18 protein-coding genes are annotated in these 21,387 nt (G+C 39.5%); 9 read left to right on the top strand and 9 right to left on the bottom strand.

The window, feature by feature from the left end:
- Nucleotides 1-108: 108 nt before the first annotated feature.
- From QNI22_RS12905 to QNI22_RS12880, 6 genes are all read right to left on the bottom strand, one after another.
- Nucleotides 109-747 (bottom strand): hypothetical protein, encoded by a 639-nt coding sequence (locus tag QNI22_RS12905; RefSeq protein ID WP_314511060.1) that lies wholly within the window; start codon nt 745-747, stop codon nt 109-111.
- Nucleotides 748-940: 193 nt separating this feature from the next.
- Entirely contained in the window at nt 941-3,931 is a 2,991-nt protein-coding gene (locus QNI22_RS12900; protein ID WP_314511059.1) for a DUF4132 domain-containing protein, read from the bottom strand.
- A gap of 749 nt (nt 3,932-4,680) precedes the next feature.
- The gene (locus QNI22_RS12895) at nt 4,681-5,055 is read right to left on the bottom strand and encodes a hypothetical protein (RefSeq protein WP_314511057.1); all 375 of its coding nucleotides are present in this window, start codon (nt 5,053-5,055) and stop codon (nt 4,681-4,683) included.
- Nucleotides 5,056-5,150: 95 nt separating this feature from the next.
- Nucleotides 5,151-5,831 (bottom strand): response regulator transcription factor, encoded by a 681-nt coding sequence (locus QNI22_RS12890; RefSeq protein ID WP_314511055.1) that lies wholly within the window; start codon nt 5,829-5,831, stop codon nt 5,151-5,153.
- 116 nt (nt 5,832-5,947) lie between these two features.
- Nucleotides 5,948-6,178 (bottom strand): hypothetical protein, encoded by a 231-nt coding sequence (locus QNI22_RS12885; protein ID WP_313982265.1) that lies wholly within the window; start codon nt 6,176-6,178, stop codon nt 5,948-5,950.
- Between the two features lie 108 nt (nt 6,179-6,286).
- Nucleotides 6,287-7,660, bottom strand: a complete 1,374-nt coding sequence (locus QNI22_RS12880) for a HAMP domain-containing sensor histidine kinase (RefSeq protein ID WP_314511053.1) — start codon at nt 7,658-7,660, stop codon at nt 6,287-6,289.
- A gap of 276 nt (nt 7,661-7,936) precedes the next feature.
- Here QNI22_RS12880 and QNI22_RS12875 point away from each other — a divergent pair, with 276 nt between their 5' ends.
- The 4 genes from QNI22_RS12875 to QNI22_RS12860 all read left to right on the top strand — a co-directional run bounded on the left by QNI22_RS12875 (nt 7,937) and on the right by QNI22_RS12860 (nt 11,920).
- The gene (locus QNI22_RS12875) at nt 7,937-8,623 is read left to right on the top strand and encodes a hypothetical protein (RefSeq protein ID WP_314511051.1); all 687 of its coding nucleotides are present in this window, start codon (nt 7,937-7,939) and stop codon (nt 8,621-8,623) included.
- A 123-nt stretch (nt 8,624-8,746) separates the two neighbouring features.
- Nucleotides 8,747-10,189 (top strand): hypothetical protein, encoded by a 1,443-nt coding sequence (locus tag QNI22_RS12870; RefSeq protein WP_314511050.1) that lies wholly within the window; start codon nt 8,747-8,749, stop codon nt 10,187-10,189.
- Nucleotides 10,190-10,537: 348 nt separating this feature from the next.
- Entirely contained in the window at nt 10,538-11,338 is an 801-nt protein-coding gene (locus tag QNI22_RS12865) for a DUF5684 domain-containing protein (protein ID WP_314511048.1), read from the top strand.
- Between the two features lie 42 nt (nt 11,339-11,380).
- Nucleotides 11,381-11,920: a hypothetical protein gene (locus QNI22_RS12860; RefSeq protein ID WP_314511047.1), complete on the top strand. Its 540-nt coding sequence runs from the start codon at nt 11,381-11,383 to the stop codon at nt 11,918-11,920.
- A 1-nt stretch (nt 11,921) separates the two neighbouring features.
- On the opposite strand, the gene QNI22_RS12855 is transcribed toward QNI22_RS12860, so the two are convergent.
- From QNI22_RS12855 to QNI22_RS12845, 3 genes are all read right to left on the bottom strand, one after another.
- A complete protein-coding gene (locus tag QNI22_RS12855) occupies nt 11,922-12,467 on the bottom strand; it encodes a hypothetical protein (protein ID WP_314511046.1) in 546 nt (181 codons plus the stop codon).
- 396 nt (nt 12,468-12,863) lie between these two features.
- Complete coding sequence (locus QNI22_RS12850) at nt 12,864-13,736, bottom strand: NAD(P)-dependent oxidoreductase (protein WP_314511044.1); 873 nt, start codon at nt 13,734-13,736, stop codon at nt 12,864-12,866.
- Between the two features lie 255 nt (nt 13,737-13,991).
- Nucleotides 13,992-16,373: a T9SS type A sorting domain-containing protein gene (locus QNI22_RS12845; RefSeq protein ID WP_314511043.1), complete on the bottom strand. Its 2,382-nt coding sequence runs from the start codon at nt 16,371-16,373 to the stop codon at nt 13,992-13,994.
- 833 nt (nt 16,374-17,206) lie between these two features.
- Between QNI22_RS12845 and QNI22_RS12840 the strand changes: the two genes are divergently transcribed.
- The 5 genes from QNI22_RS12840 to QNI22_RS12820 all read left to right on the top strand — a co-directional run bounded on the left by QNI22_RS12840 (nt 17,207) and on the right by QNI22_RS12820 (nt 21,241).
- The gene (locus tag QNI22_RS12840) at nt 17,207-18,094 is read left to right on the top strand and encodes an NAD(P)H-binding protein (RefSeq protein WP_314511041.1); all 888 of its coding nucleotides are present in this window, start codon (nt 17,207-17,209) and stop codon (nt 18,092-18,094) included.
- Between the two features lie 78 nt (nt 18,095-18,172).
- Nucleotides 18,173-19,087: a helix-turn-helix domain-containing protein gene (locus QNI22_RS12835; protein WP_314511039.1), complete on the top strand. Its 915-nt coding sequence runs from the start codon at nt 18,173-18,175 to the stop codon at nt 19,085-19,087.
- A 148-nt stretch (nt 19,088-19,235) separates the two neighbouring features.
- Nucleotides 19,236-19,814 carry a Crp/Fnr family transcriptional regulator gene (locus QNI22_RS12830; protein WP_313982280.1) on the top strand — a complete coding sequence of 193 codons (579 nt, stop codon included), beginning with the start codon at nt 19,236-19,238 and terminating at the stop codon, nt 19,812-19,814.
- Nucleotides 19,815-19,988: 174 nt separating this feature from the next.
- Entirely contained in the window at nt 19,989-20,846 is an 858-nt protein-coding gene (locus QNI22_RS12825; RefSeq protein ID WP_314511037.1) for an SDR family oxidoreductase, read from the top strand.
- 29 nt (nt 20,847-20,875) lie between these two features.
- Nucleotides 20,876-21,241 (top strand): nuclear transport factor 2 family protein, encoded by a 366-nt coding sequence (locus QNI22_RS12820; RefSeq protein ID WP_314511035.1) that lies wholly within the window; start codon nt 20,876-20,878, stop codon nt 21,239-21,241.
- Nucleotides 21,242-21,387 lie beyond the last annotated feature (146 nt).

Raw genomic sequence — 21,387 nt, 5'->3', positions numbered from 1 at the left:
GAAAGGAGAAGTCGATGATTTTATTTCGGTGATACCTTAGCTGGTTTGCTGATGTATAGGAAAGATAAAGATTGTTCCTGGATAACTCTGATAACAGATGGCTTTGAGTTAATCAGGCTCATTGTTGTATTTGGTTTCAAGGTCCTTCCAGATTTTATCCAGATAGAGTGAAGCTAGTCTTTGGTGTTGCTGATCGGTTTTATCTGCAAAGTAGCTTTCATTGTCTTTAAACCGGATGTAAGCCTGTACTGTATCATCACCCCAGACAAAAGGATAGACAATGACAAAGTCAGAGTCATCCAGGTTCTTGTAGGTTTCTATGTTACGCAGAAATCCTAGTACAGGGATCATCTCCTGATAGTTTTCAGAAAATTGAAAGATAGAGAAGTACCAGGTTTGTGTGTGTGGATTGTATTCTGAATGGGAAATAGATGGCTTGTATTCTATCCAGTCAGTAACAATTCCCTGATTGGTACTCTCTTCATTATAAGCGTCCAGAAGATCAGTTGTAAACTCAGATTTTCCATACATTTCACGGCTATCCCACCATTCTTTCCAGCCAGGCTGCCTTTCGAATGTCGCTACTGGGGCTGCCAGGAATTTATTCAGGTTTTCCTGTGTGATACTGATTTTTGCCAGCAAGGAGCTGAGTTCGGACATAGATGTATTTTTTATGAGTGTAGTACTAAGTATTGATTTGTAGTGGGTATTTGCTTTACTTTCTATAGCTGGTAGTTTATGTTTCATAGCTTTGGAGGAATAACAATAGCTTCAGGAGTAAACATCCTCCTAACGCTATTGGCTTCAGAAAAAATATCGTTTCTACTGTTCTCCAGAATGTGCTTCCCGCTGTAGTGGGAAAGTCACTCCTGGAGGACAGTAGGAAAGAATCCTTTAGAAATAATAAAAGCGAAAAGTTCTCTCAATAGGATAACAGATGTTACTCCTTGCCTTCTTTGCTCTCTGCCGGAGGTAAAATTTTGCGCAGGTCTGCCATTACCTCTGAATATACAATACCTGGAATGTTGCCAAAAGCTAGTTTGTTTCCATAATTTTCAGATGCATATGATTCAAAATGTAATCGACCCAGATAAGCATCCTCATCATAATAGCCTACTGTAATGCCTTCTGTTTCAATTTCTGCACGTACCCGTAGGTGAGGGAATGCTTTTTCATAAGCAGGTACATAGCCACCATCACTTACTTCTGCACGACGCCAGCCGAGTTTTTCCAGTGTCTTGGCCAGATAAAGAGCTCCCTGTTCGATTTTTTTGCCTGAGAATGTATTGGATTCTACAGCTGCTTTTTCTTTTTCATCAATTGTAATAACTTCCCGTTGCATCTGAGGGAAAATAGGCTCGATATGCAGGTCAAAAAACTTCTGATTCCATGCTTCCCGTTCTTCTGGAGTGATCATCAGCGGATGTATCATACCAATAGTAGCCGTTTCTTCCGATAGTTCTACTTCCTCATCTTCCAGACTCATCAGACTGGTATCTTCTGCACACCAGAAGGTGGTGAGTAATTGTCCGTTTGCATCAAATGCACCCCACACCAGGCGGGTAGCATAGACAAACATAATTGGGTTGCCCAGAAAAAATTTCTGCCATGCATCCAGTTCCCATCTGCGTCCAGTTACCATGTATTGCTCCAGACGAGGTGACTGCGATTTTACTACATCACGAACTTCTTTGGTGATTAGTTTGAACTCATCCTGAACTTCTTTAGCTGTTCCTTTAGGGGCTGACTTTAGTTTTTTGCCATCTTCATCCAGGAATGCCATTTTAAAGTTGACATCAATAAAGGCACGGTATTCAGAATCATTGACAGTGAAGGTTTTGAACATACCATCAAAATCGAAGTCTGGGATAATGCTGTCGGCCAGTTCGTTCATATCCATACCTAGTTCTTCGGCGGCTTCTTCCAGTGCGGCATGGGCTGCACTTCCTACATTGCTGTTTTTATTCTGGTATTTACGGCTAAAAAATTCCACTGTCCGTAGAGCTTTGTTGCTGCCAATCATTGCCAGAGCTCCTACAGCGTATTCAGCCATTTTACCTCTTGAGTTATCTACCCAGGTATTTACCTGATTACGCAACAGATTTACCGTTTCGTCATCTCCTAGGAGCCCTGCCAGTGTGAGACAATATTTTTGTTTGGCATCAGCACCATTGTCGATGTAAAGCTTGAATAGTTTTTTAGCAAAATCTCCGGATTTGCTTCTATCTATCAGTGAAAGCAACACTTTTGCTTCCAGATCAGGACGAATACCTTTGGCACGGCTCATACGATACAACAGGAATATTACCTCATCAGTAGTTACTGCTGTGCCGTCAGTTTTGTAAAGAGTTGGTAATGCATTTGGTTTTATCCAGCTAATGGGTGATTCAGAAATTTTACCACGTTGTTTGGCAAATTCTACCATATCTGCCAACAGCTTATCGTTTGCTTCGCCATAGAGCTTGTTTGCCAGTGATTCAAGCATTACATCACGGGCATCATCATTTTTCTCAGAGTTAAATGCTGCAGACAGAATAGCAATAGATTCTTCTGTATTAATTTTGGCAAGGATCAAAGCTGCTGTTTGACGAGTGTCGGCTGTTTTGGCGTTAAGAAGGTCTTTTGACCGGGCTATAGCTTTGTCTCCCTGCTTGCTTAACACTGTAGCGAGCATAAAGCGTATCCGTTTGGATTTGGTTTTGGTTAAATCCCAAAGGCTATCTTCAATAGAAGAAAAGTCATATTTCTCTATGATCTCAAATAAAGTTTTGAAATATTCATTTCCTACATCTTTTGGGTTTTTACCGAGAGCATCAGGCCAATATTTCATAGCATCCGCACCAAACTTTTCATCCAGGAATGTCAGGAAGTCAGGTACCAGAAAAGGGGAGTTCTTTATAAAAGGAACTAGTCGTGCCTGTGCGGCAACAGGATCACGCTCCAGCATGTCCTCAAATGACAATACTGTCAGGTACTTGCGTTGATTATCGTCCCAAGAGTATTCATCGCTATACCCCCAGGTGCCTTTAGTGGCTCCTGTTTCAAAGTGATCCAGGTAGTCTTTATAAAACTTTGTTAGTTGAGACTCATATTTACCAGGAAATGCCTTGTCCAGTTTTTTCCAGTTTGAGTAGACATCAATCGGATCAATTTGTTGCTGCTTGATCTGCTTTTCTATTCCTTTGATGATTGCTTTTTCAAAAGAAGCTGCATCCTTTTCCAGTAAGAAGTTGACTACATCGCTGTCAAGGCCATTGTGGTGATACCCGCTTTTGGGTACGATAAATTCATCTACATATTCATTGAGTGTTTCGCGGTGGTGATAATACAGAAGACGGCATAGTTCAAATCGGCTGTTGTCTTCGTCTGCATTGGCATCCATCACCAAACGAGCCTGTTGAGGCAAAAAGGATAGGACATATTTTCCAAAGGATGACGGCTTGTCTGTTTGTGGATTTTCGGTATCGTTAGCACCCTCTTCATAGAGGAAATACGGATCATCGTAATTATCCATGCCAAACATGAGAATATCTTTGTCCTTCATGCCTGATTTTTTCAGGATAGGTGCTAGTTGTGCCATTACATCAAAGTCGCCTGATTGTGCAATCTGATCACGCATCCAGTATTCCATCCACCAGGATAGATCTTTGTTGTTTTTATGAAAGACAAAAGATAGAATACGTTCTTCATATATCCCCCAGGATTGCGCAACGGGTATCAGGTTAGGAAGGTCATGAAGTCCCCAGGAGTGAAAGTTCCAGCCTACATTGCGCATATTGGGCATGGTAGTGGTTTTTCCCAGGATAAAGTCTTCTACTTCCTGCATGTGTTTGATATAGTCAGCATCATTGATAAATGAATTTTTCTGCTGAGCATCTTTTGCATGACAGTCGCTAAAAAATGCCTCGACCTGTTGAGTTGTGAGCGCCATAAAAATGAAAGAGTGTAATGTATTGAATAGATATAAAAATAGGATATAGTAATCGGTGCGACAATATTATATAATGAGTTTTAATTATAAAAATATTTTTAAAACAAATAATAAAATAATTTTTGGTGTTAAATAGGTAGCTATTAGTTGAAATATATAATAATATAAAATTTAATATCATTTATTAAGCAGGAAACTGCTGTATGGCAGGTAGTTAATATTTGTACATACCACTACTTCCTATTTTATCTGACGACGCAGATACATAGAGTTTAATTTTCTCTAATGGGTTGATTTCCGGAAAGGAATAATTGATTAGGTGCAGGATTTTTGTTAACTCCGCAAGCTTTTGCTGAAAGAGTTCAACCGAAATCCTGTCTGTATGAGTTGTAAGGAGAAGAGTAATTCTGCAGACCTGTATGTTGAAAATCCGGAACATAAGTATACTGAGCAAGACGATGTAAAATAAAGTACAGTGGTTCTGTCTCTTTCTGAAACAGTATCTTCCAACTTTGCGGAAGATGCATAAAACAAACCTCTGACTCTATTATCAGCATCAGATCATGCAGGGCTGCTATACCTGATACGATTATACTCTTCTGCACATTTTTGTTTTTCCGGAATGGAAGCAGAACATGTCTTTAAACGAGAACTTGCATTAGAAGGTTTACTGGTAAGACATGTTTTCTCGATACCAGAATTTGTTGTTGAAAGGTGTGATTAGGAGATAAATTATCTATACCTGATAGCTATCTATAGTAAGCCTGTAGAAAGTTTTTTAGCTGATTTTTTACTTTTGACCGCTCAAGGGAATGTATAGAAAGGAGTAAAGGACGTATAGATAAACTATTTCCTCTTGGGTTCCACTCAATGATAATTGATTGCCTTCTTCGTTCTCTTGATTTTTTTCTGAGTAGTGGGATCGGAATGTTATCAGATAATTCGATTGCTTTTTCTCGGGGGCTGTACCAGATAGTTATACTACTAAACCTGGACAATTGTAATTCAATAAATTGTTCCCAGTTCCCTTGTCTTAATATAAATACATACTCTGGAAAAGCTCCCTGAAGATCTGCTAGTATTATTTCCAGGTTGATAAATGGTTTCTCTATATCAATAAGCATATAAAACATCTGTTGAGCCGACACACAAAGATACACTATATGCAACTTTACTGCTGTGATTAAAGATAACAATAGAACCAGGTTCTGAGCACAGTTTATTCCTGTATACTGTATCCCATTCCAATAATGGTATGTATTAGCTTATGTTGCTGCCCGTGGTCAAGTTTTTTACGCAGAAAATTGATATAAGTGTCAATCGTATTGCTGGCAGGGTCCATATTGGCATCCCAAACCCGGTCAGCAATATCTATCCGTGATACAATTCGGTTACGGTTGCGCATCAGGTATTCCAGTAACATATATTCTTTGGCTGTTAATGCAATGTATCTGCCCCCTCGTTGCACTGTACGACTTGTCAGATCCATTTCCAGATCCGCTACTTTTAACAGATTTTTCCGACTCTGAATCTGGTTTAAAGAGCTACGACGATGCAGAGCTGTCAGGCGCATAAGGAGTTCTTCAAACTGGAACGGTTTAACCAGAAAGTCGTCAATGCCAGCTGCGTATCCAGTTGCTTTATCTGCCAGACTACCCATAGCCGTGAGCATTAGAATAGGAGTTTGCTGGTTTTCATTACGTAGTGCCTGAGTCATAGCATAGCCATTCAGCTTAGGCATATTGACATCTGCTACAATTACATCATATTCATTGCCAAATGCCAATTGTAGTCCTGCTTCCCCATCGTTGGCAATGTCAACCAGATGGGCATTTTCTTCCAATCCTTTCTGAATGAATGTTGCCAGGCGCACTTCATCCTCAACTATCAGAATTTTCATAGCTTTTCATTTTATAGACGAAAACAAGACATTTTCCTGTTTTCGTCTGGACCAATTAAATGTCTATATCAGCAGAGATTTTCACTGTATATTTTCATACTGTGTTACAGAATGCATTACTGTTTTTTTGCATGATCTGTCTTCTTGTGTACAGAGGTTTTGTGGTATTCTTTATGTACAGTGCTTTTCTCTGTGTTTTCCATATTTTTTTCGGCCTTATTGCCTTGATTTGTAGCCATGTTCTCTTTCTTCTCCTGCTTACTGTTTTTAGCAGGGGTAGTTTGCGCAAACATAACGCCACTGAACAGAGCAGCTACCAGAGTAGCCAACATGAATCTCTTTTTCATACGAAACGGATAAGTGTGAGTGAATCGTGTCAGAACGTTTGTCTGACATTCTGTGATAAAACTACTTCTGCCTTCTAAAAATGATTTTAAATTCAGATTAAAAAGACATTAATCTTCTTTCCAGGTAGGGAGAGTAACTGTAAATACAGATCCTTTGTCTTTTACAGATTGTACCACAATGCTTCCTCTGTGAATCTCCAGAATACGTTTTGCCAGGGGTAGACCAATACCATATCCTGCAATTTTACTGTGTTGACCATTGCGGTAAAATGCGTCAAAGATATGTTCCAGTTCTGCAGCAGACATACCTATACCTTCATCACAAACATTTACCAACACCTGTTGCTGACCAGCCTGTATGTTTACAACCACCTTTTTATTGCTACTATACTTGCAGGCGTTTTCCATAAGATTTTTAAATACCAGCATCAATAGGCGGGCATTGCCCATGACCAGCATTGCCTCATCTGTATCTCCTATTGTGGCAAAGTCAATATGAATCTGATAGTCGGGGTGATTCTCCTTAAGCAAATCGGACGCTGCCCAAAGTTGTTCATCCAAACGCAGGCAGGAAAAAGAGACAGACTGGGCATCTGCATTGAGTCGGGCCAGTTCCAATAGACTATTGACCAGAAGTATCATCTGGTTTACATCATCCTGAAACGATTTCAGGGTTTGTACATATTCTTCTGTAGTCCGTTCTTTAAACAACGTTACCTGTGAATTGCTGAGTAGGATAGCCAGTGGAGTGCGTAGTTCGTGACTAGCATAGGAGATAAAATTAAATTGTTGTTGATACGCTTTCTCTACTCTATCGAGTAGTTCATTAAAAGCATGAGACATCTGTCCGATTTCATTATTGAGATTGGCTTCTGATAATCGTTGATGAAAGGTAGGCCCCGAAATCTGCTTCATCTGACTGGCAATACGACTCAGTGGAAGTAGGTCACGTCGCATGAAATACCAGGTGGCTAGCCCTTGTAATACAATCAGAATCAGAGAGCCAAGAATCAAGGTAGTTCGTAGTTTTTTCTGTTTATTAAAACCTCCCAGATCATATCCGGCTGCTTCCAGAATAAGAAGTTTTCGGGAAGGATTATTCCTGCTTACAAATAAGGTACGTTCATAGCCATCTTTTCGAAATTCAACTTCCTTCCTTAAAACCTGTTTCTGGTAGGCTTCATTCAGATGCGCCACTGCACCTGTTGATCGGAAAAGTATGGTTCCAATAGAGTCATAGATAATGATCTGTCGTTTGCTGTAAGGGTCATCCTGTAAGGCTTCCAGTAAACGGAGCTGTTCTTTGCTGCTTCCTTTGGTAAAAATAAGTTGTTCCATGTTCAGTGCAGCCTGACGTAACCGATGATAGAATTCATCTTCCCGGTAGTTCGAATAAAACCAGTAAATGTTTACTGAAAAAAGGACCAAGCCTGTAATCAGTAACAATGACATGCTTAACGAGTGTTTTTCAACTATACGCATACTATAGCTTCAGGTAATAGATGGCGGCGTAAGGTAGCATATAGTTCGTTTTGTACTTTCCTGAGATTCTTCTCTTTCTCAAAATTAATTGCATTTTAATCTGGGTTCAATCAGAATTTGAGACACCAGACCCAACTTAGCCTTATCAAACAGGAGATTTCAGAAACGGTCTATCCATGCAGAATATCTCCTCTTGGTAGGAATCAGATAGGTTTGGCATCCTGTGTTTGTGATGCTAAACGATCTTACTAAACACAACCTTATTTTTTATCAGATATGAAAAGCACTATTCTTTGTGAAGTATTGCTGGCAGGTTTGCTGGTAACTTCTGCCTGTGAACAGAAAAAACAGGAAAGTCAGGGAAATACAGCTTCTAAAGAAGTAATAGATACCACCGGAGCCATTCCAATGGATGAACTGCAAACGCAGGTTATGGCCGTTGATGAACGTCCTTCAGATGTGCATCTGATGACAGCACTGGATGATTTCAGTCATAAAAATACACAAGGGGCAGCTACACAGATTCAGGAAGGAATACTGGCGCTGAAGGAAGAAACGGCCAGGTATACCGGACAGGGCAAACAAGCTGTACAAAGTGCCATTCAAACGCTCGAAAAACTGAAGGAACAAATTGAAGCTGGAAAGCTGACAAATATAGGACCATTGCAAAATGCTGTTGCACAGGCTCAGAATACTGTGACACATAATTTGTTCTTTGCCGTAGAGGAGACCTTTGTTCCTGAAAAACAAAATTCGACAGCCCGATTGCTTACCGTTGCTGTAGCACACTTGAGACAGAGAGTCAACAAGGATACTTCGTCTCTTAAACAGGAAGGAGAGGCTTTACTCAAGGATGGTGAAAACTTTGAAACCAGATTACAAAAGGGGGAGAAGATAAGTACTACTCAACTAAAAGACTATACTGCCCGTTGCCACAACTGGCTGGAGAAACATAACAGCTAGACGATAGCTTTTGTACAGGAGTTTTTGTAACAGATTAATTAACAGAGAATTAAGTGCTGCAAAAAGATTCTTGGCTCCTCCTGTATCTTCTATTTCCGTTTATTGGTTTTATTTTTTAAGCATATGAAAATTCATTCATTTCAATATTTGATTACTAGCTTATTGTTGATAAGCTGCCTGCAAAGTACTATGGCTCAAAATGCAGAGTCTCCTGCGACTAATCAGACAGAGCCAGTTGCCACCCTGACTCAGCAATTGCAAAATCAGGATAAGGATATTGTTTCTTCCATAGCTCCCTATGATAGTGCTACACGTGAGGCTATTCTGACTGCGAGTGAAGCACCTCAGTTACTGGCACGTATTTCAAGGATGCAGGCTCAGACAAGCCAGCAGTTTCAGGATTTGATTCAATCACATTCCCAAAGAGAGCAGGATTATTTTTACCAGGTTGCCCGTTATCCTCAGGTAGTACATACCCTGGCAGGTCTGGGAAAAGGCAGTTCTGAGACCAGTGTGAAGGCAATGGTAGAAGATCAGAATGCCAAAGAAGCGTTATGGAATATCTATCATCACCATTTTGCGGATCTGGTAAAGATAGATCAGATGAATCAGAATGCGGCTCAGGCATTTGATCAGTTGACTGCATCGTATAGTCCTGCAACTCAGAATGCATTCAATAAATTAATTGATATGCCTGAAGTATTGACACTGTTAACAGATCATATGGACCTGACCATGCAGTTGGAGGATAGTTTTAAAGCAGATCCGGAACAGGTACGTAACCATCTGGCTGAGTTACATACTACCTTGCAGGCAAAAAATCAGCAGGAGGTATCCGCTTATCGCCAGCAACTGGAGTCTGATCCGCAGGCTTTGCAGGAACTGCAGAAGTCGTCAAAAGAATTTGCTGCTGACAATCACTATGCCTATACCGTATCGGATACTGTTATCCCCAATGCAGCGACTACAACCAATTACTATTATGGGGTAAGTCCTTATTCGTATTGGTTTGGCTATCCCTACTGGTATGATTATGCTCTATGGTATCCAATGCCATTGTATATGCAAACTGGCTTTTATTTTGGTGCGGGTGGCAATCTGATGGTTTTTGGGCTACCTTCCTTTGCGTATTCAAACTGGTTCTTTACCTACGGATATCACCGCTATCCGGCATTGTATCACGCATATGGTAATTTTTATCATCAATATGCCCCTCGTGTGCCCTACATGCCTTTTCATAATGCCTTCTGGAATGTTGCCCGTAATCACTATGTGCATAATCCTGTAGCTCCTATGGCTAACCGGACTGATCTGAACAGACGAAATTTCCTGCCTCAACATCAGGCTATTGTGCCTCAGGGAAATGTACGGGAGCAACCTCTGCGTTCTGGACGAGTTCCTGCATTTGAAAATTCCAGTCGCATGGATCATTTCCGGGCTAATGAATCACATGCCCAGGCATGGGGATCGTTTCGAGGAGGTCAGGGATTTTCAGGTGGATTCGGTGGTGGCTTTGCCGGAGGCGGTTTTCATGGCGGAGGATTTCATGGGGGTGGACGACATTAAGACACTTTTTAGATAGATTTTTGTATACTGTGATAATGGAGGAGAGAGTAAGTCGTATTTCCTCTGTTATCACGTTTTTTGTTATATTTTATTCTTCCCATTTCTCTTAATCTTTTGAGAAAAGGGCATATATGTAAAGGTGAGTTAGAGTACTTCTAATGTAAGTTGTAGTATCTATATACATTCATGAAAAATACTTTCTCAAATTAATGTATTCTTCTTACAAATACCTTTTCACTCCACAGTAACCCTTTCAGATTAATTCTATATTTTGTCTTATGTGTGATTGTTGTGAAACATGATTGTTGGTAGTGTTTTATCCGAAGTCCATAAGTCAACATATATCTCATGAAATATTATCTGAAAATTGCCTCAGTATCCAGTTTGGTGTATGCATTATTTTCTATCATAGGAAATATAGTTCTGATGTTTTTGTATAAGCCAGAGGAACAAAACTGGATGGATGCACTCATGGTAGTGGCTTTGCCTACAAATGGTATGTCTTTTCTGCTCTTGCTCTTTACGCATCTGTATTATTTCCGAAATACTACTCACATCTCACTGAAGGATATACTGATTATCTCTATTTTGGTGATTTTTCTTTCTTATGTAGTGGAATACCTGATTAATGTGGCTTTTTATGTAGGCTACTTTGAATCGTTACCTAAAATCAGACATGATACCCAAGGAATATTGGGTTTAATAGACTCCTTTGTGCATAATGAACCTTATATGCCTGCCTTTGCTGCCTTTCGCTATATGACTGGGCTGATTACAGAGCCTCTTAGTGCATTGTTTTTGAGATGGGATCTGGTAGGGTTTATAGGAGGACTTACAGGTAATAGACTTTTTTATACATTGATATTGATCTATGGTGAAAGTTTATTCTTTCTGTTCAGGAAATACAACAAAGAGCCCTGGCTGGCTATTGTTCCCTTTCTGAATAACTGGATATTGGTTGAGATTACCAAAAAGCCCAAATGGTGGAATCTGGTGTTGTGGATTCCTTTTGTCAGACATATATTCCTGTATTTCATCAATGCAGAGCTCGCCAAAGATGTTCAGCGCGATTCATTGTATGCAATGGGTATGACGCTGATGCCACCTCTGTTCTATGGAGACGTGTATTTGAATGAGCAAAAGAGGTAGGTTTTTTATCTATTTTGTGTCTTCATTCATTACACCAGTCTTGTGATAGACTATTTTGCTTCTCTTATTAGTCAGGGATATTCTTTTTTTCTGATTTGGCTAATCGTATTTATTCTTCTTGTTAAAGTCTATTTTGATGCTTATCAAAAAGAAGCTGTTACTATGTTGGAGGCAATGAATCTGCTCATGGCTGTGTGCGGCTTATATGTCTTTTACTTTTGGTTTCATGAAGCGTTTACTTACTTCATGAGTAATACCTATGCGGAGCGGTATGTATTTATAACGCACATTAAAGAGCCTTATGGCTCTGTCGTATGGATTACAACAATAGTAGGGAGTGTCTTGACTCAACTTTTCTGGATACCAAAGCTTCGCCATAACATGGTGTTATCACTATTTATATGGCTATCTCTTCATCTTGAAGCCATAATTATATTTATAACCTCGTTTTTTAGTGATTACTTGCCATCTGGCTGGGTTACAAAGCCAGTTTCTGTAGGGGAACAGATTCTATCCAGAGTACTTTATGTAGGAATGGTCACTGGAGTTTATTTCTTTTTGTGGAAGCGAAAGAAGAAATAGATCAATAATTAAGCATTCTATTCTTATTGAAAGTCTTTACTTTATTAATTGCAACAATTAGGACAATCATACTCAACACTCCTCTAATACCCCATTCTTCCAAATGGAAATAGGGGATCCAATATTTATAAAAGTATTTTGGGTCAGGTTGCCTTGTATATGTCATAAATGTTAGACGAAGCAAGCCAATCCGAATGAGCATTCCAAGCCAGTAGCCTATGAAAAGCAAGCTTGTATAAATAATCCACCATTTCCATATGATTTGTTTTTTTAGAATATATATCAATCCTAAGCCACAATAAGGGATAACAAAGAAAGATGTAAGAGCATAATACCAACGAGTCTCAGTACTATCAGGCTCATCCCGGATAATATGATAGCTGTCTGAGTCATTGAATAGAAGGCCCTCTATCAGGAAGTGATACATCTGAGGACGCAGTTGTTTGAAAAAGCTTATCATACAGCATGATAAAAAGAAACTAGCTACTAGCAAATACACTATTTTAAGTAGTGGGTTAGGATGTGATGAAGAAGATGTTGAATTCATGTTTTGTTTTGCTTGTTTCAGATCACATCTTACTGAAATTTCTATTCTTTCCCATGAACGTAATCCGAATATTTTTCCAACATGACTGGAACTCCGGTCAACTTGATAAAAGTAAAAACTGTGATTTGTTTTCGAATCAAACTACAAAGCGACCATACTTCGGATCGCTTTGCAAAATGACCGGAACTCTGTTCACTTTCAATTTTGGCTGGAGTTCCGGTCGCTTTTCAGAAATATTCGAATAATGGTCACGTTTTCCTTTGACCGGAGTTCCGTTCACTTTCGTCAATAACCGGAACTCCGGTTGCTTTGGGAAACTATCCTACTTCCGGTCAGTTTTTATTTTGACCAGAACTCGGATAGTTTGGCTGTATCGAATAAGAACATTTTATAAATCTATTTGGTAAACATGCGTACGACAGAAGTCATATTTTCCTGGCCGAGATTCTGAGCAATAGCTTTCTGAAATACATGTAGGGCAGCATCTGTCATTGGTGCTGATTCTGATGATCCCGCTGTGGTGAGGATATAAGAAAAGTCTTTTTCGATTAACTCTACCGGAAACTGTGGCGTAAAGTTCTCTGTTAGCATGGTGCTTGTGAGGTATCCAGCTACTGGGCTCCATACAGAAGTTTTAGAGATGGCTGCCAATGCACTTTGTGCATCCATACCTGACCGTTTGAGCATTCCGATTAATTCGGCATAGGCTGTTACCTGAATACCCAGTAATGCATTGGTTGTTAGCTTTACCAATGCTCCTGAACCCCAGGGTCCTACATATTGAATAGTAGATCCCATGGCTTTCAGGATGGGTTCTGTCCGGGTAAAGATTGTGTGATCACCTCCCACAAAGAAAACCAGTTGGGCTGCATCTGCCTGAGGACGTGAGCCAGATACAGGAGCTTCCAGAAAAGAAATGCCTTTTGCTGTTAATGTGCCCGCTAGTTCTTTGATCCAGACAGGTGTTACTGTCGAACTTTCAATCGCAATAGCTTCTTTTTTCATTCCCTGAAGCGCCCCATTTTCCGGGTCCAGCCATACTTGTCGGGATGCTTCGTCGTCTCGAACCATTGCCAGCACAAAGTCAGCCTGTGCAGCAGCCTCTTTGGGAGAGTTTGCCTGTGTGGCTCCTTCTTTAACGAGGTCTATAGTTGCTTGTGGTGTACGGTTCCACACTATGACCCTGTGACCAGCTTTGATAAGGTTTTTAGCCATACGAGAGCCCATAGCTCCGAGGCCCAGTACGGCAATGGTTGATGTAGTACTCATTGTTTTATCGTTTTTATAGGTTTAAGAGGTGTAATTGTTTTCAGGAAATTTTACGAGACAAGTCTGATTGTAAATTTATATACCATCCATTTCTGTATTTGTATAATCTGTCAATACATCTTTGTAAAGCTTGCATTTTTATAGTCAGATTCCAAGTGTGTCTGAGGACTTATCGTATAGCTGAAAAATAAACTGGGTGGCTTGTCAGGCCACCCAGTTTAACTTCGACAATTCTATGAAAGGTAATCTGTTTGCTTACTGCTTCACAATCTTAAACTGCTCGCGCAATCCTGCATTTCCAGTAATACGCACCAGATACAAGCCTGGTTTTAAGGAAGATCCATTCATCAGAACAGCGTGATTTCCTTCTGTTTCATAGTTGGCAATAATGCGTCCTTCCAGTGAGACTATCTCTACCTTAGCTTTGCCATAGCCACTATGCAATTGTACCTGAAAATCTCCGGCAGACGGATTTGGCGAGATAACCGATTTCTGAGGCAATTCAACTTCTGGTGAACCTATCCGGGCTGCTGATTGTGAACATCCTGTTGTAAATACAGTGAAGTATTGCTGACGTAAAATAGTACCGGACGCATTCTTCGTGGTTGCTTCAATCAGATACTGTTGATTAGCTAACAGTTGTTGAACGACACCCGCCATAGAAATTGTTTGAGTTGCGGTTGTTCCATTGAGAGCATACATATAGTCCTGAACAAGCTGACGCGGATCATTTTTCAATACTTTTACAATAAGCGTACGGGCAGTGGAGTCATTAGCGTTTACCAATACATCCTGGTTGTTACAGATAGTTACACTTTGATTGTTTGCTGGCCATAGTAACAGAGAATTTGTACCTTGATCAGGGGCTGTTGTAAAAATGGTTTTCACCGTTTTACCTGTTCCTGAAATATCTCCTCCAGCTCTTTCTATCACATACAAAATTTCCATTTCATAGGTAGTTCCTGGCTTCAAACCTGGTATTTGCCATGTAGAAATGGATGGAGTACCTTGTAATGTGACAAATCGATAATCTTCTCCCTGATTATCTGCCGGATACTTATCAATTTTATAGGAATATAAGCTCACTGTAATACCATGACGATCTAACCCTGCTGGTCGTTGAACAGTAATTGATGGAGAAGTAGATACATTTGTCTGACCATTAACCGGACTGGTGATAGTAAGAAAAATGTCAGCTGCCAGTGGAAGTGGTTTGATAATGATAGGATACTCTCCCTGTCCGATAATGTTTTGTAAAGAGTCTCTGGTAATCAACACCAGACGTGCAGCATAGGGCTCCTGACGTAAATCCTGTATGAATGACGTCATCTTTACATTGTTTAATGCCGTTTGCGCTGTAAGACCTACTCGTGTAGGGAACGGATCATACTGATAATCTATCTGGGTACCAGTTGCTACATCAAAAATCTGGGCAGTAATAGAACGCGCATTAGGATTATTGGAATTGACCGTCCATTCTACCTCTGTGTGATAGATTGACTTCTTTACATATAACGTATCTCCCGGACTTGGCGAGACCAACAGGGGTTGAGGTGCTGTAGTAAAAGTAATTCTTACATTTTTACTCGTTCCGGAAGGATTTCCTCTAGCCCCAGATACGAGATAATGGATATTGAGTTCATAGGTAGTTCCTGGTTTCAGATTAGGTATCTGCCAGCTGGTAATGGTTGATATATTTGATACCCATACCATGCGATAATCCTCCCCCTGAGCATCCATGGGATATTTATCTATTGTATAAAAGTCTACCAGGATACCTACTCCATGTACAGCTATATCTGATGGTTTTTGAACAGTGACAGTTGGTGATGTCGACACACCTGTTTGACCATTAACTGGGCTAATGATGGAAAGATTGACATCTGTCCCTAATGGCCGCGGCTTGATGATAATAGGATATTCACTTTGTCCAATGATATTCTGTAAAGAGTCCTTAGTTGTTAACACTACCCGAGCCGCATAAGGTTGCTGACGAATATAACTTACATACGATTGTAGTTCTACATTAGTTAATGCTGTTTGTGCTGTGAGGCTTTTACTTATAGGAAACGGATCTCCTGGAAACAGGGAGGTAAGCTCTTGACCAGTTGCTACGTCAAAGATTTCAGTAGAGATTGAACGAGCATTCGGATTATTGGCATTTACTGTCCACTTTGCTGCATCAAAAGTAATTGCACCTGTCAAATACAATGTATCTCCCGAACTTGGAGAAACCAGCAATGGGCTGGTCTTTTCAGCAGATGAAGTAAAGAACGTAAAATATTCCTGACTTATTAGAGCGTTGGCGGCATCGACTGTTTTTAACTCAACCAGGTATTGATGATTAGGTTCCAGTGGATTACCATTGGAAAATGGAAAGAGAAAAGGTTCTGTTGTTTGATCGGTAGATGTAAAGGTATGAGAATTTTCATACACCAACTGCCGGGGATCGTTTATAGATACCTTAATGTAAAGCTTCCAGGTTGTAGGTTCATTGGCATTAACATTAAACCCTGACAAGGTATTCAGATTGATGGTGGCTCCATTCTGAGGTGCGAGCAATAAGGGAGAATTTACTCCATAGCTGGACATAACAAAGCTGCCAATAAATACCAGCAGCAGATAAAAATGTTTCATAGTGTGTTTAACTAAATAAGATGGATGAAAGGATGAAAAAAGTGCTTATTGTACTCCATAGACGTTCACAAAAAAGTAAAATATGAGCATGTAGTAAGTTAGTGTGATAGTTTCATCCTTTAATGACTTTTCATTTTTAAAATAAACATGCTAAATGATAATTATTTTTGATGAAATTTTATGCCTAACAAAACTCAGCATGTTTGCATAGTTTTAGTTTGTCTTGCGTTTGTAAATGGCCAGTAATAAGTGTTGTTGTAGGCTTTTCTTCAAAACAACAGATGTTCTATCTGTATTGGGTATTTGTTACTTTTCTTGTCTATCAACTGATAAGGAGTGAATGGAAATTAAGTATTGTTGTAACAGGTTTTAGTTTTAGTAGAATATGAAAGCTGGATTTTGGTTAAAGGTAACAGTATATATTTTTAACTTATTTCAAGGTGCAGAAACTCGATATTATCTACAGATTCAGATCCTGATACCAGACAAAAAAGTTTTTAGTTTACTTATTGCTGAATAAAATCGGTTGATTATACAGCTAGTAAAGCTGATTCGGCCAATCCGGTTAAGAGCTTGCGTTCAGAGTAATTTTTTCTCTATTTGAGACTGAGTATGTTTTGTATTCAGCCTCAAATAGATGGTATGTAGTGTTACAGTGTTAGATTTATTTTTTCTTTATTACCCTAAACATTTCCTTCTCTGCCACCTATTACTTTTTTGATTATCCATAAAATTCTTGTTTTGACTACAACAACCATGAATTAGACTACAGTTAGTTTTTTCATGTTGAGGACCTTTGTGATACAAACGTTCACAACACAAAAAACAAAAATATGAAAGTTGTCATCACAGGTTCGTTAGGAAATATTAGTAAACCACTGGTAAAAGAACTGGTACAAAAAGGACATACAGTTACCGTCATTAGCAGCAATTCAGACAAGCAGAAAGACATCGAAGCACTGGGTGCTACTGCAGCTATTGGAGTATTGGAAGATGTAGATTTTCTGGTGTCGATTTTTACAGGGGCAGATGCTGTATACGCTATGATACCACCCAACTTTGTTACAACAGATTCGCGTGCATATTATCAGCAGATTGGCAGAAATTATATGCAGGCTATCCGGCAGACAGGCGTAAAACGTGTAGTGCATCTGAGTAGTTGGGGAGCTCATCTGGATAAAGGCACCGGATTTATTTTGGGTTCACACGATGCAGAGTGTTTGTTGAATGAATTGAAAGATGTGGCTGTTACACACCTGCGGGCTGGGTTTATATACTATAATCTGTATAACTTCGCAGATATGATCAAGAGAACTGGTTTTATTCGTTCAAACTATGGGGATGATGATAAGATCGTCATGGTTGCCCCTGAAGATATAGCCAGTGCTGCTGCTGAAGAACTGGTAACTGTTGGTACTGGTGTAAATGTACGTTATGTGGCAAGTGGAGAATATACAGCCCGTGAAGCCGCTTCGATTCTGGGTGCCGCTATTGGTAAACCGGATTTAAAGTGGATCACTGTCAGCAACGAACAGATGCAGGCTGGTATGGAGCAACATGGAGTTCCTGCTCATATTATCACAAATTCTATTGAGTTGGGAGCCAGTATTCACAATGGTACCCTGAAAGAAGATTATGAGCTACATAAACCGTTGACTATCGGAAAAGTGAAGCTGGAAGATTTTGCGAAAGATTTTGCTGTGGCTTTTGCAAAAAACTAAAGGTACTTATCCTGGAGGAGATACTATTGTTATTTCCTCCAGGATTTATTTAAAGTCATATTATTTATCTGCCAGGCAATGAAAAGTATACAACCCTATTCCTTCCGGACCATAACAGAGTATCATCAGTTTATGGATTTACCCAAACCCGAACATCCATTAGTGAGTGTGGTTGATTTTAACCATATCAAACGATTGCCAGACAACAAACCTAACAAATTTGTTCAGCAGTTTTATTCCATTGCACTCAAACGGAATTTCAATGGTAAGATCAAATATGGTCAGCAGGAATATGATTTTGATGAAGGTGTAATGATTTTTATTTCACCTGATCAGGTTTATTCAATCGAAGCAGATAAAGAGTCGCAACATACAGGATGGTTGTTGCTTATGCATCCTGACTTTTTATGGAATACACCTTTAGCCAAGGCCATCAAACAATATGAGTATTTCAGCTATTCGGTCAGTGAAGCCTTGCACTTGTCAGAGAAGGAGGAAATTGTTGTTACCAATATCATGCAAAACATTGAGCAGGAATATCATGCCAACATCGATACCTTCAGTCAGAAAGTGATGATTGCTCATCTGGAATTACTGCTGACCTATGCGGAACGGTTTTATCATCGACAGTTTATTACCCGAAAAGTAACTAATCACAAAATTCTGAATCGGCTGGAAGAGATTCTGGCTGAGTATTTCAACAATGAGACATTAGCCGAAAAAGGATTGCCTACAGTACAATACATTGCGGACGAATTACATATGTCACCCAATTACCTGAGTTCAGTTTTAAAAGTACTAACCGGACAAACTGCTCAGCAACATATACACAATAAATTGATAGATAAAGCCAAGGAAAGATTATCAACTACAGATTTATCTGTAAGCGAGATAGCCTATGAACTGGGGTTTGAACATTCACAGTCTTTTAGTAAGTTATTCAAGAACAAAACTAATCTCTCTCCACTGGAATTCAGGCAGTCTTTTCAATAGGTTAGACAAAATAAATGAGAATATACATACACTCAGGTGGGGGTAATTCTAGCGAGAACTGTATCTCTTCAAAATCAAAAGGTATATTTGCAAACAGAATACCTATAGATTGGATAAGAGATTAGTTGTATGTTAGTGCCTGTTTTGTATGTACGATATTTTTCATAAATACCTTGAGGAGAAAATAACCCTGACTTCAGAAGAATCTGAACGCATTCGATCATTTGCTATTCTAAAAAAGTTACGTAAAAGACAGTATCTGTTACAGGAAGGCGATGTTTGGCAATATCATGCATTTATTACCAAAGGCTGTGTACGGACTTATTCTGTAGATGACAAGGGAAACGAACATGTAATCGGTTTTGCTAGTGAGAACTGGTGGACAGGCGATAGGGAGAGTTTGCTTTCCGGAAATCCTTCACGATTTAACATTGATGCTCTAGAAGATAGTGAAATCATTTTGTTTACCAATGCTAATTTTGAGTTGCTTTGTTCAGAAATTCCAGCCTTTAATAATCTGATTAATACTATCCTGCAACGAAGCTTTGTTGTTGCTCAGAATCGTATTGAAGCAGCTTTGAGTTATACAGCCGAAGAAAAGTATCTAAACTTTGTAAACAAATACCCTGGATTTGCTACGCGGATACCTCAGAGTATGATTGCATCCTATCTGGGTATGACACCCGAAACATTAAGTCGGATACGAAGTCAGATTACCAGGAAATAGTATTTTTCTGTAGAGTAGCTTTTATTGAGGCTTCTTTTTTATCTGTTTTTGGCAGGCACTTTTCTCTTGATCCAGATCAAGAACTTTCTTATTCTACATCAATGTGAAGGTCGGACTGTTGTGGCACCTTTGTAACATCAAACAACAATTACAAAACGTAAAACAACAGAAATCATGTCAAAAATAATTTTTATTACAGGCACCAGCACCGGATTTGGTAAACTTACTGCTATCACATTAGCCAATGCAGGTCATTCAGTTATAGCAGGTATGCGTAACGTAGAAACTAAGAATGCAACTGTTGCACAAGAACTGGCTGCATTACCCAATATTGAAGTTGTAGAAATTGATATCACTAGTGACAGTTCTGTACAACAAGCCTTTGAAAAAATTCTGGCTAAATATGGCAAAATAGATGTCCTGGTAAACAATGCAGCTGTAAGTGGTTTTGGTTTGCTGGAAGGCTATTCACTGGACCAGATCCGTCAGATGTTTGAAGTAAATATGTATGGAGTGATACGTACCTATCAGGCCGTGTTGCCTTCTATGCGTAAAGAAAAGAATGGTTTAATTATCAATATCACTTCCGGAGCCAGTGGACATACACTACCATTTATGGTTCCTTACTTAGCTTCCAAGTTTGTTGTAGAAAGCATCACAGAAGGAGCACAGGACGAACTGGCAGCCTATGGAATTGAAAATGTAAGTATTCAGCCGGGTGTCTATCCTACAGAAATGACCAATGGTGCAAAAGCAGGTTTTAATGCTGACAAAGAATCTATAGTAGCTGAATACGGAGAAGAGGCCACAGAGAAGTTTAATGCATTGGGACAGGCCTTATTTGGTAAGATGGCACAGTTCAATATGAATCCGCAAACTATTGCTGATGGTATTCTGGAACTGGTAAATATGAAAAAAGGCTCTCGTCCGCTACGTTTTCCGCTGGATGCAATTGCTCAGGGTACTGATAAGGAGTTTATCCAGTCCCGTGCGGATATCAAGGCTAAATGGCTAGCTGCTTATAATGGCTAATACATTCTTGTTTAAACTATTCTACTAAAATGACAACTGCTAAAATAGAAAGATTGGTAGAGCGTCATCTTGAACTCTGGAACCAAAAAGACCAGACTTCACGTAACGTGTTGATGCAGGAAGTGTATGCGACTGATATTGAAATGGTAGATCGTCACTTTATTGCTGTCGGCCATGCCCATATCAATGAGTTTATACAGAATCTCCAGCAGAAAAATCCCAACTTCCGGTTTTCTCATAGGTACCCTATTGATACACATCATAACATTGCCCGTTTGTACTGGCAGTTTGGATCAAAAGAGAAGCCAGACGTAGTGACAGGTATGGATTTGTTTGTGATTGAAAAGGATAAGGTGCAAAAGCTGTATGTGTTTGTTGATGAGCCGAATAAATAAGTAAAGCCATTATTATTTTAACAAAACCTATACTAACCTCAGTCAGATAATAAATTAGTTATCTGACTGAGGTTTTTTACTCTGAGAAGATAACAGAAGTATTATGCTCAGGAAGGAAATATTGGTTAGCTTAGTGTTGAGGTAGC

Source organism: Xanthocytophaga agilis (assembly GCF_030068605.1).
Classification (GTDB): domain Bacteria; phylum Bacteroidota; class Bacteroidia; order Cytophagales; family 172606-1; genus Xanthocytophaga; species Xanthocytophaga agilis.
The sequence above is the reverse complement of the archived record's forward strand: the minus strand, read 5'-3'. Positions and strand labels throughout refer to the sequence as shown.

Coding starts and splice junctions, on each gene's coding strand:
- QNI22_RS12905 (WP_314511060.1), bottom strand. CDS start 747: ATGAAACATAAACTACCAGCTATAGAAAGTAAAGCAAATACCCACTAC.
- QNI22_RS12900 (WP_314511059.1), bottom strand. CDS start 3,931: ATGGCGCTCACAACTCAACAGGTCGAGGCATTTTTTAGCGACTGTCAT.
- QNI22_RS12895 (WP_314511057.1), bottom strand. CDS start 5,055: ATGCTTATTGATATAGAGAAACCATTTATCAACCTGGAAATAATACTA.
- QNI22_RS12890 (WP_314511055.1), bottom strand. CDS start 5,831: ATGAAAATTCTGATAGTTGAGGATGAAGTGCGCCTGGCAACATTCATT.
- QNI22_RS12885 (WP_313982265.1), bottom strand. CDS start 6,178: ATGAAAAAGAGATTCATGTTGGCTACTCTGGTAGCTGCTCTGTTCAGT.
- QNI22_RS12880 (WP_314511053.1), bottom strand. CDS start 7,660: ATGCGTATAGTTGAAAAACACTCGTTAAGCATGTCATTGTTACTGATT.
- QNI22_RS12875 (WP_314511051.1), top strand. CDS start 7,937: ATGAAAAGCACTATTCTTTGTGAAGTATTGCTGGCAGGTTTGCTGGTA.
- QNI22_RS12870 (WP_314511050.1), top strand. CDS start 8,747: ATGAAAATTCATTCATTTCAATATTTGATTACTAGCTTATTGTTGATA.
- QNI22_RS12865 (WP_314511048.1), top strand. CDS start 10,538: ATGAAATATTATCTGAAAATTGCCTCAGTATCCAGTTTGGTGTATGCA.
- QNI22_RS12855 (WP_314511046.1), bottom strand. CDS start 12,467: ATGAATTCAACATCTTCTTCATCACATCCTAACCCACTACTTAAAATA.
- QNI22_RS12850 (WP_314511044.1), bottom strand. CDS start 13,736: ATGAGTACTACATCAACCATTGCCGTACTGGGCCTCGGAGCTATGGGC.
- QNI22_RS12845 (WP_314511043.1), bottom strand. CDS start 16,373: ATGAAACATTTTTATCTGCTGCTGGTATTTATTGGCAGCTTTGTTATG.
- QNI22_RS12840 (WP_314511041.1), top strand. CDS start 17,207: ATGAAAGTTGTCATCACAGGTTCGTTAGGAAATATTAGTAAACCACTG.
- QNI22_RS12835 (WP_314511039.1), top strand. CDS start 18,173: ATGAAAAGTATACAACCCTATTCCTTCCGGACCATAACAGAGTATCAT.
- QNI22_RS12830 (WP_313982280.1), top strand. CDS start 19,236: ATGTACGATATTTTTCATAAATACCTTGAGGAGAAAATAACCCTGACT.
- QNI22_RS12825 (WP_314511037.1), top strand. CDS start 19,989: ATGTCAAAAATAATTTTTATTACAGGCACCAGCACCGGATTTGGTAAA.
- QNI22_RS12820 (WP_314511035.1), top strand. CDS start 20,876: ATGACAACTGCTAAAATAGAAAGATTGGTAGAGCGTCATCTTGAACTC.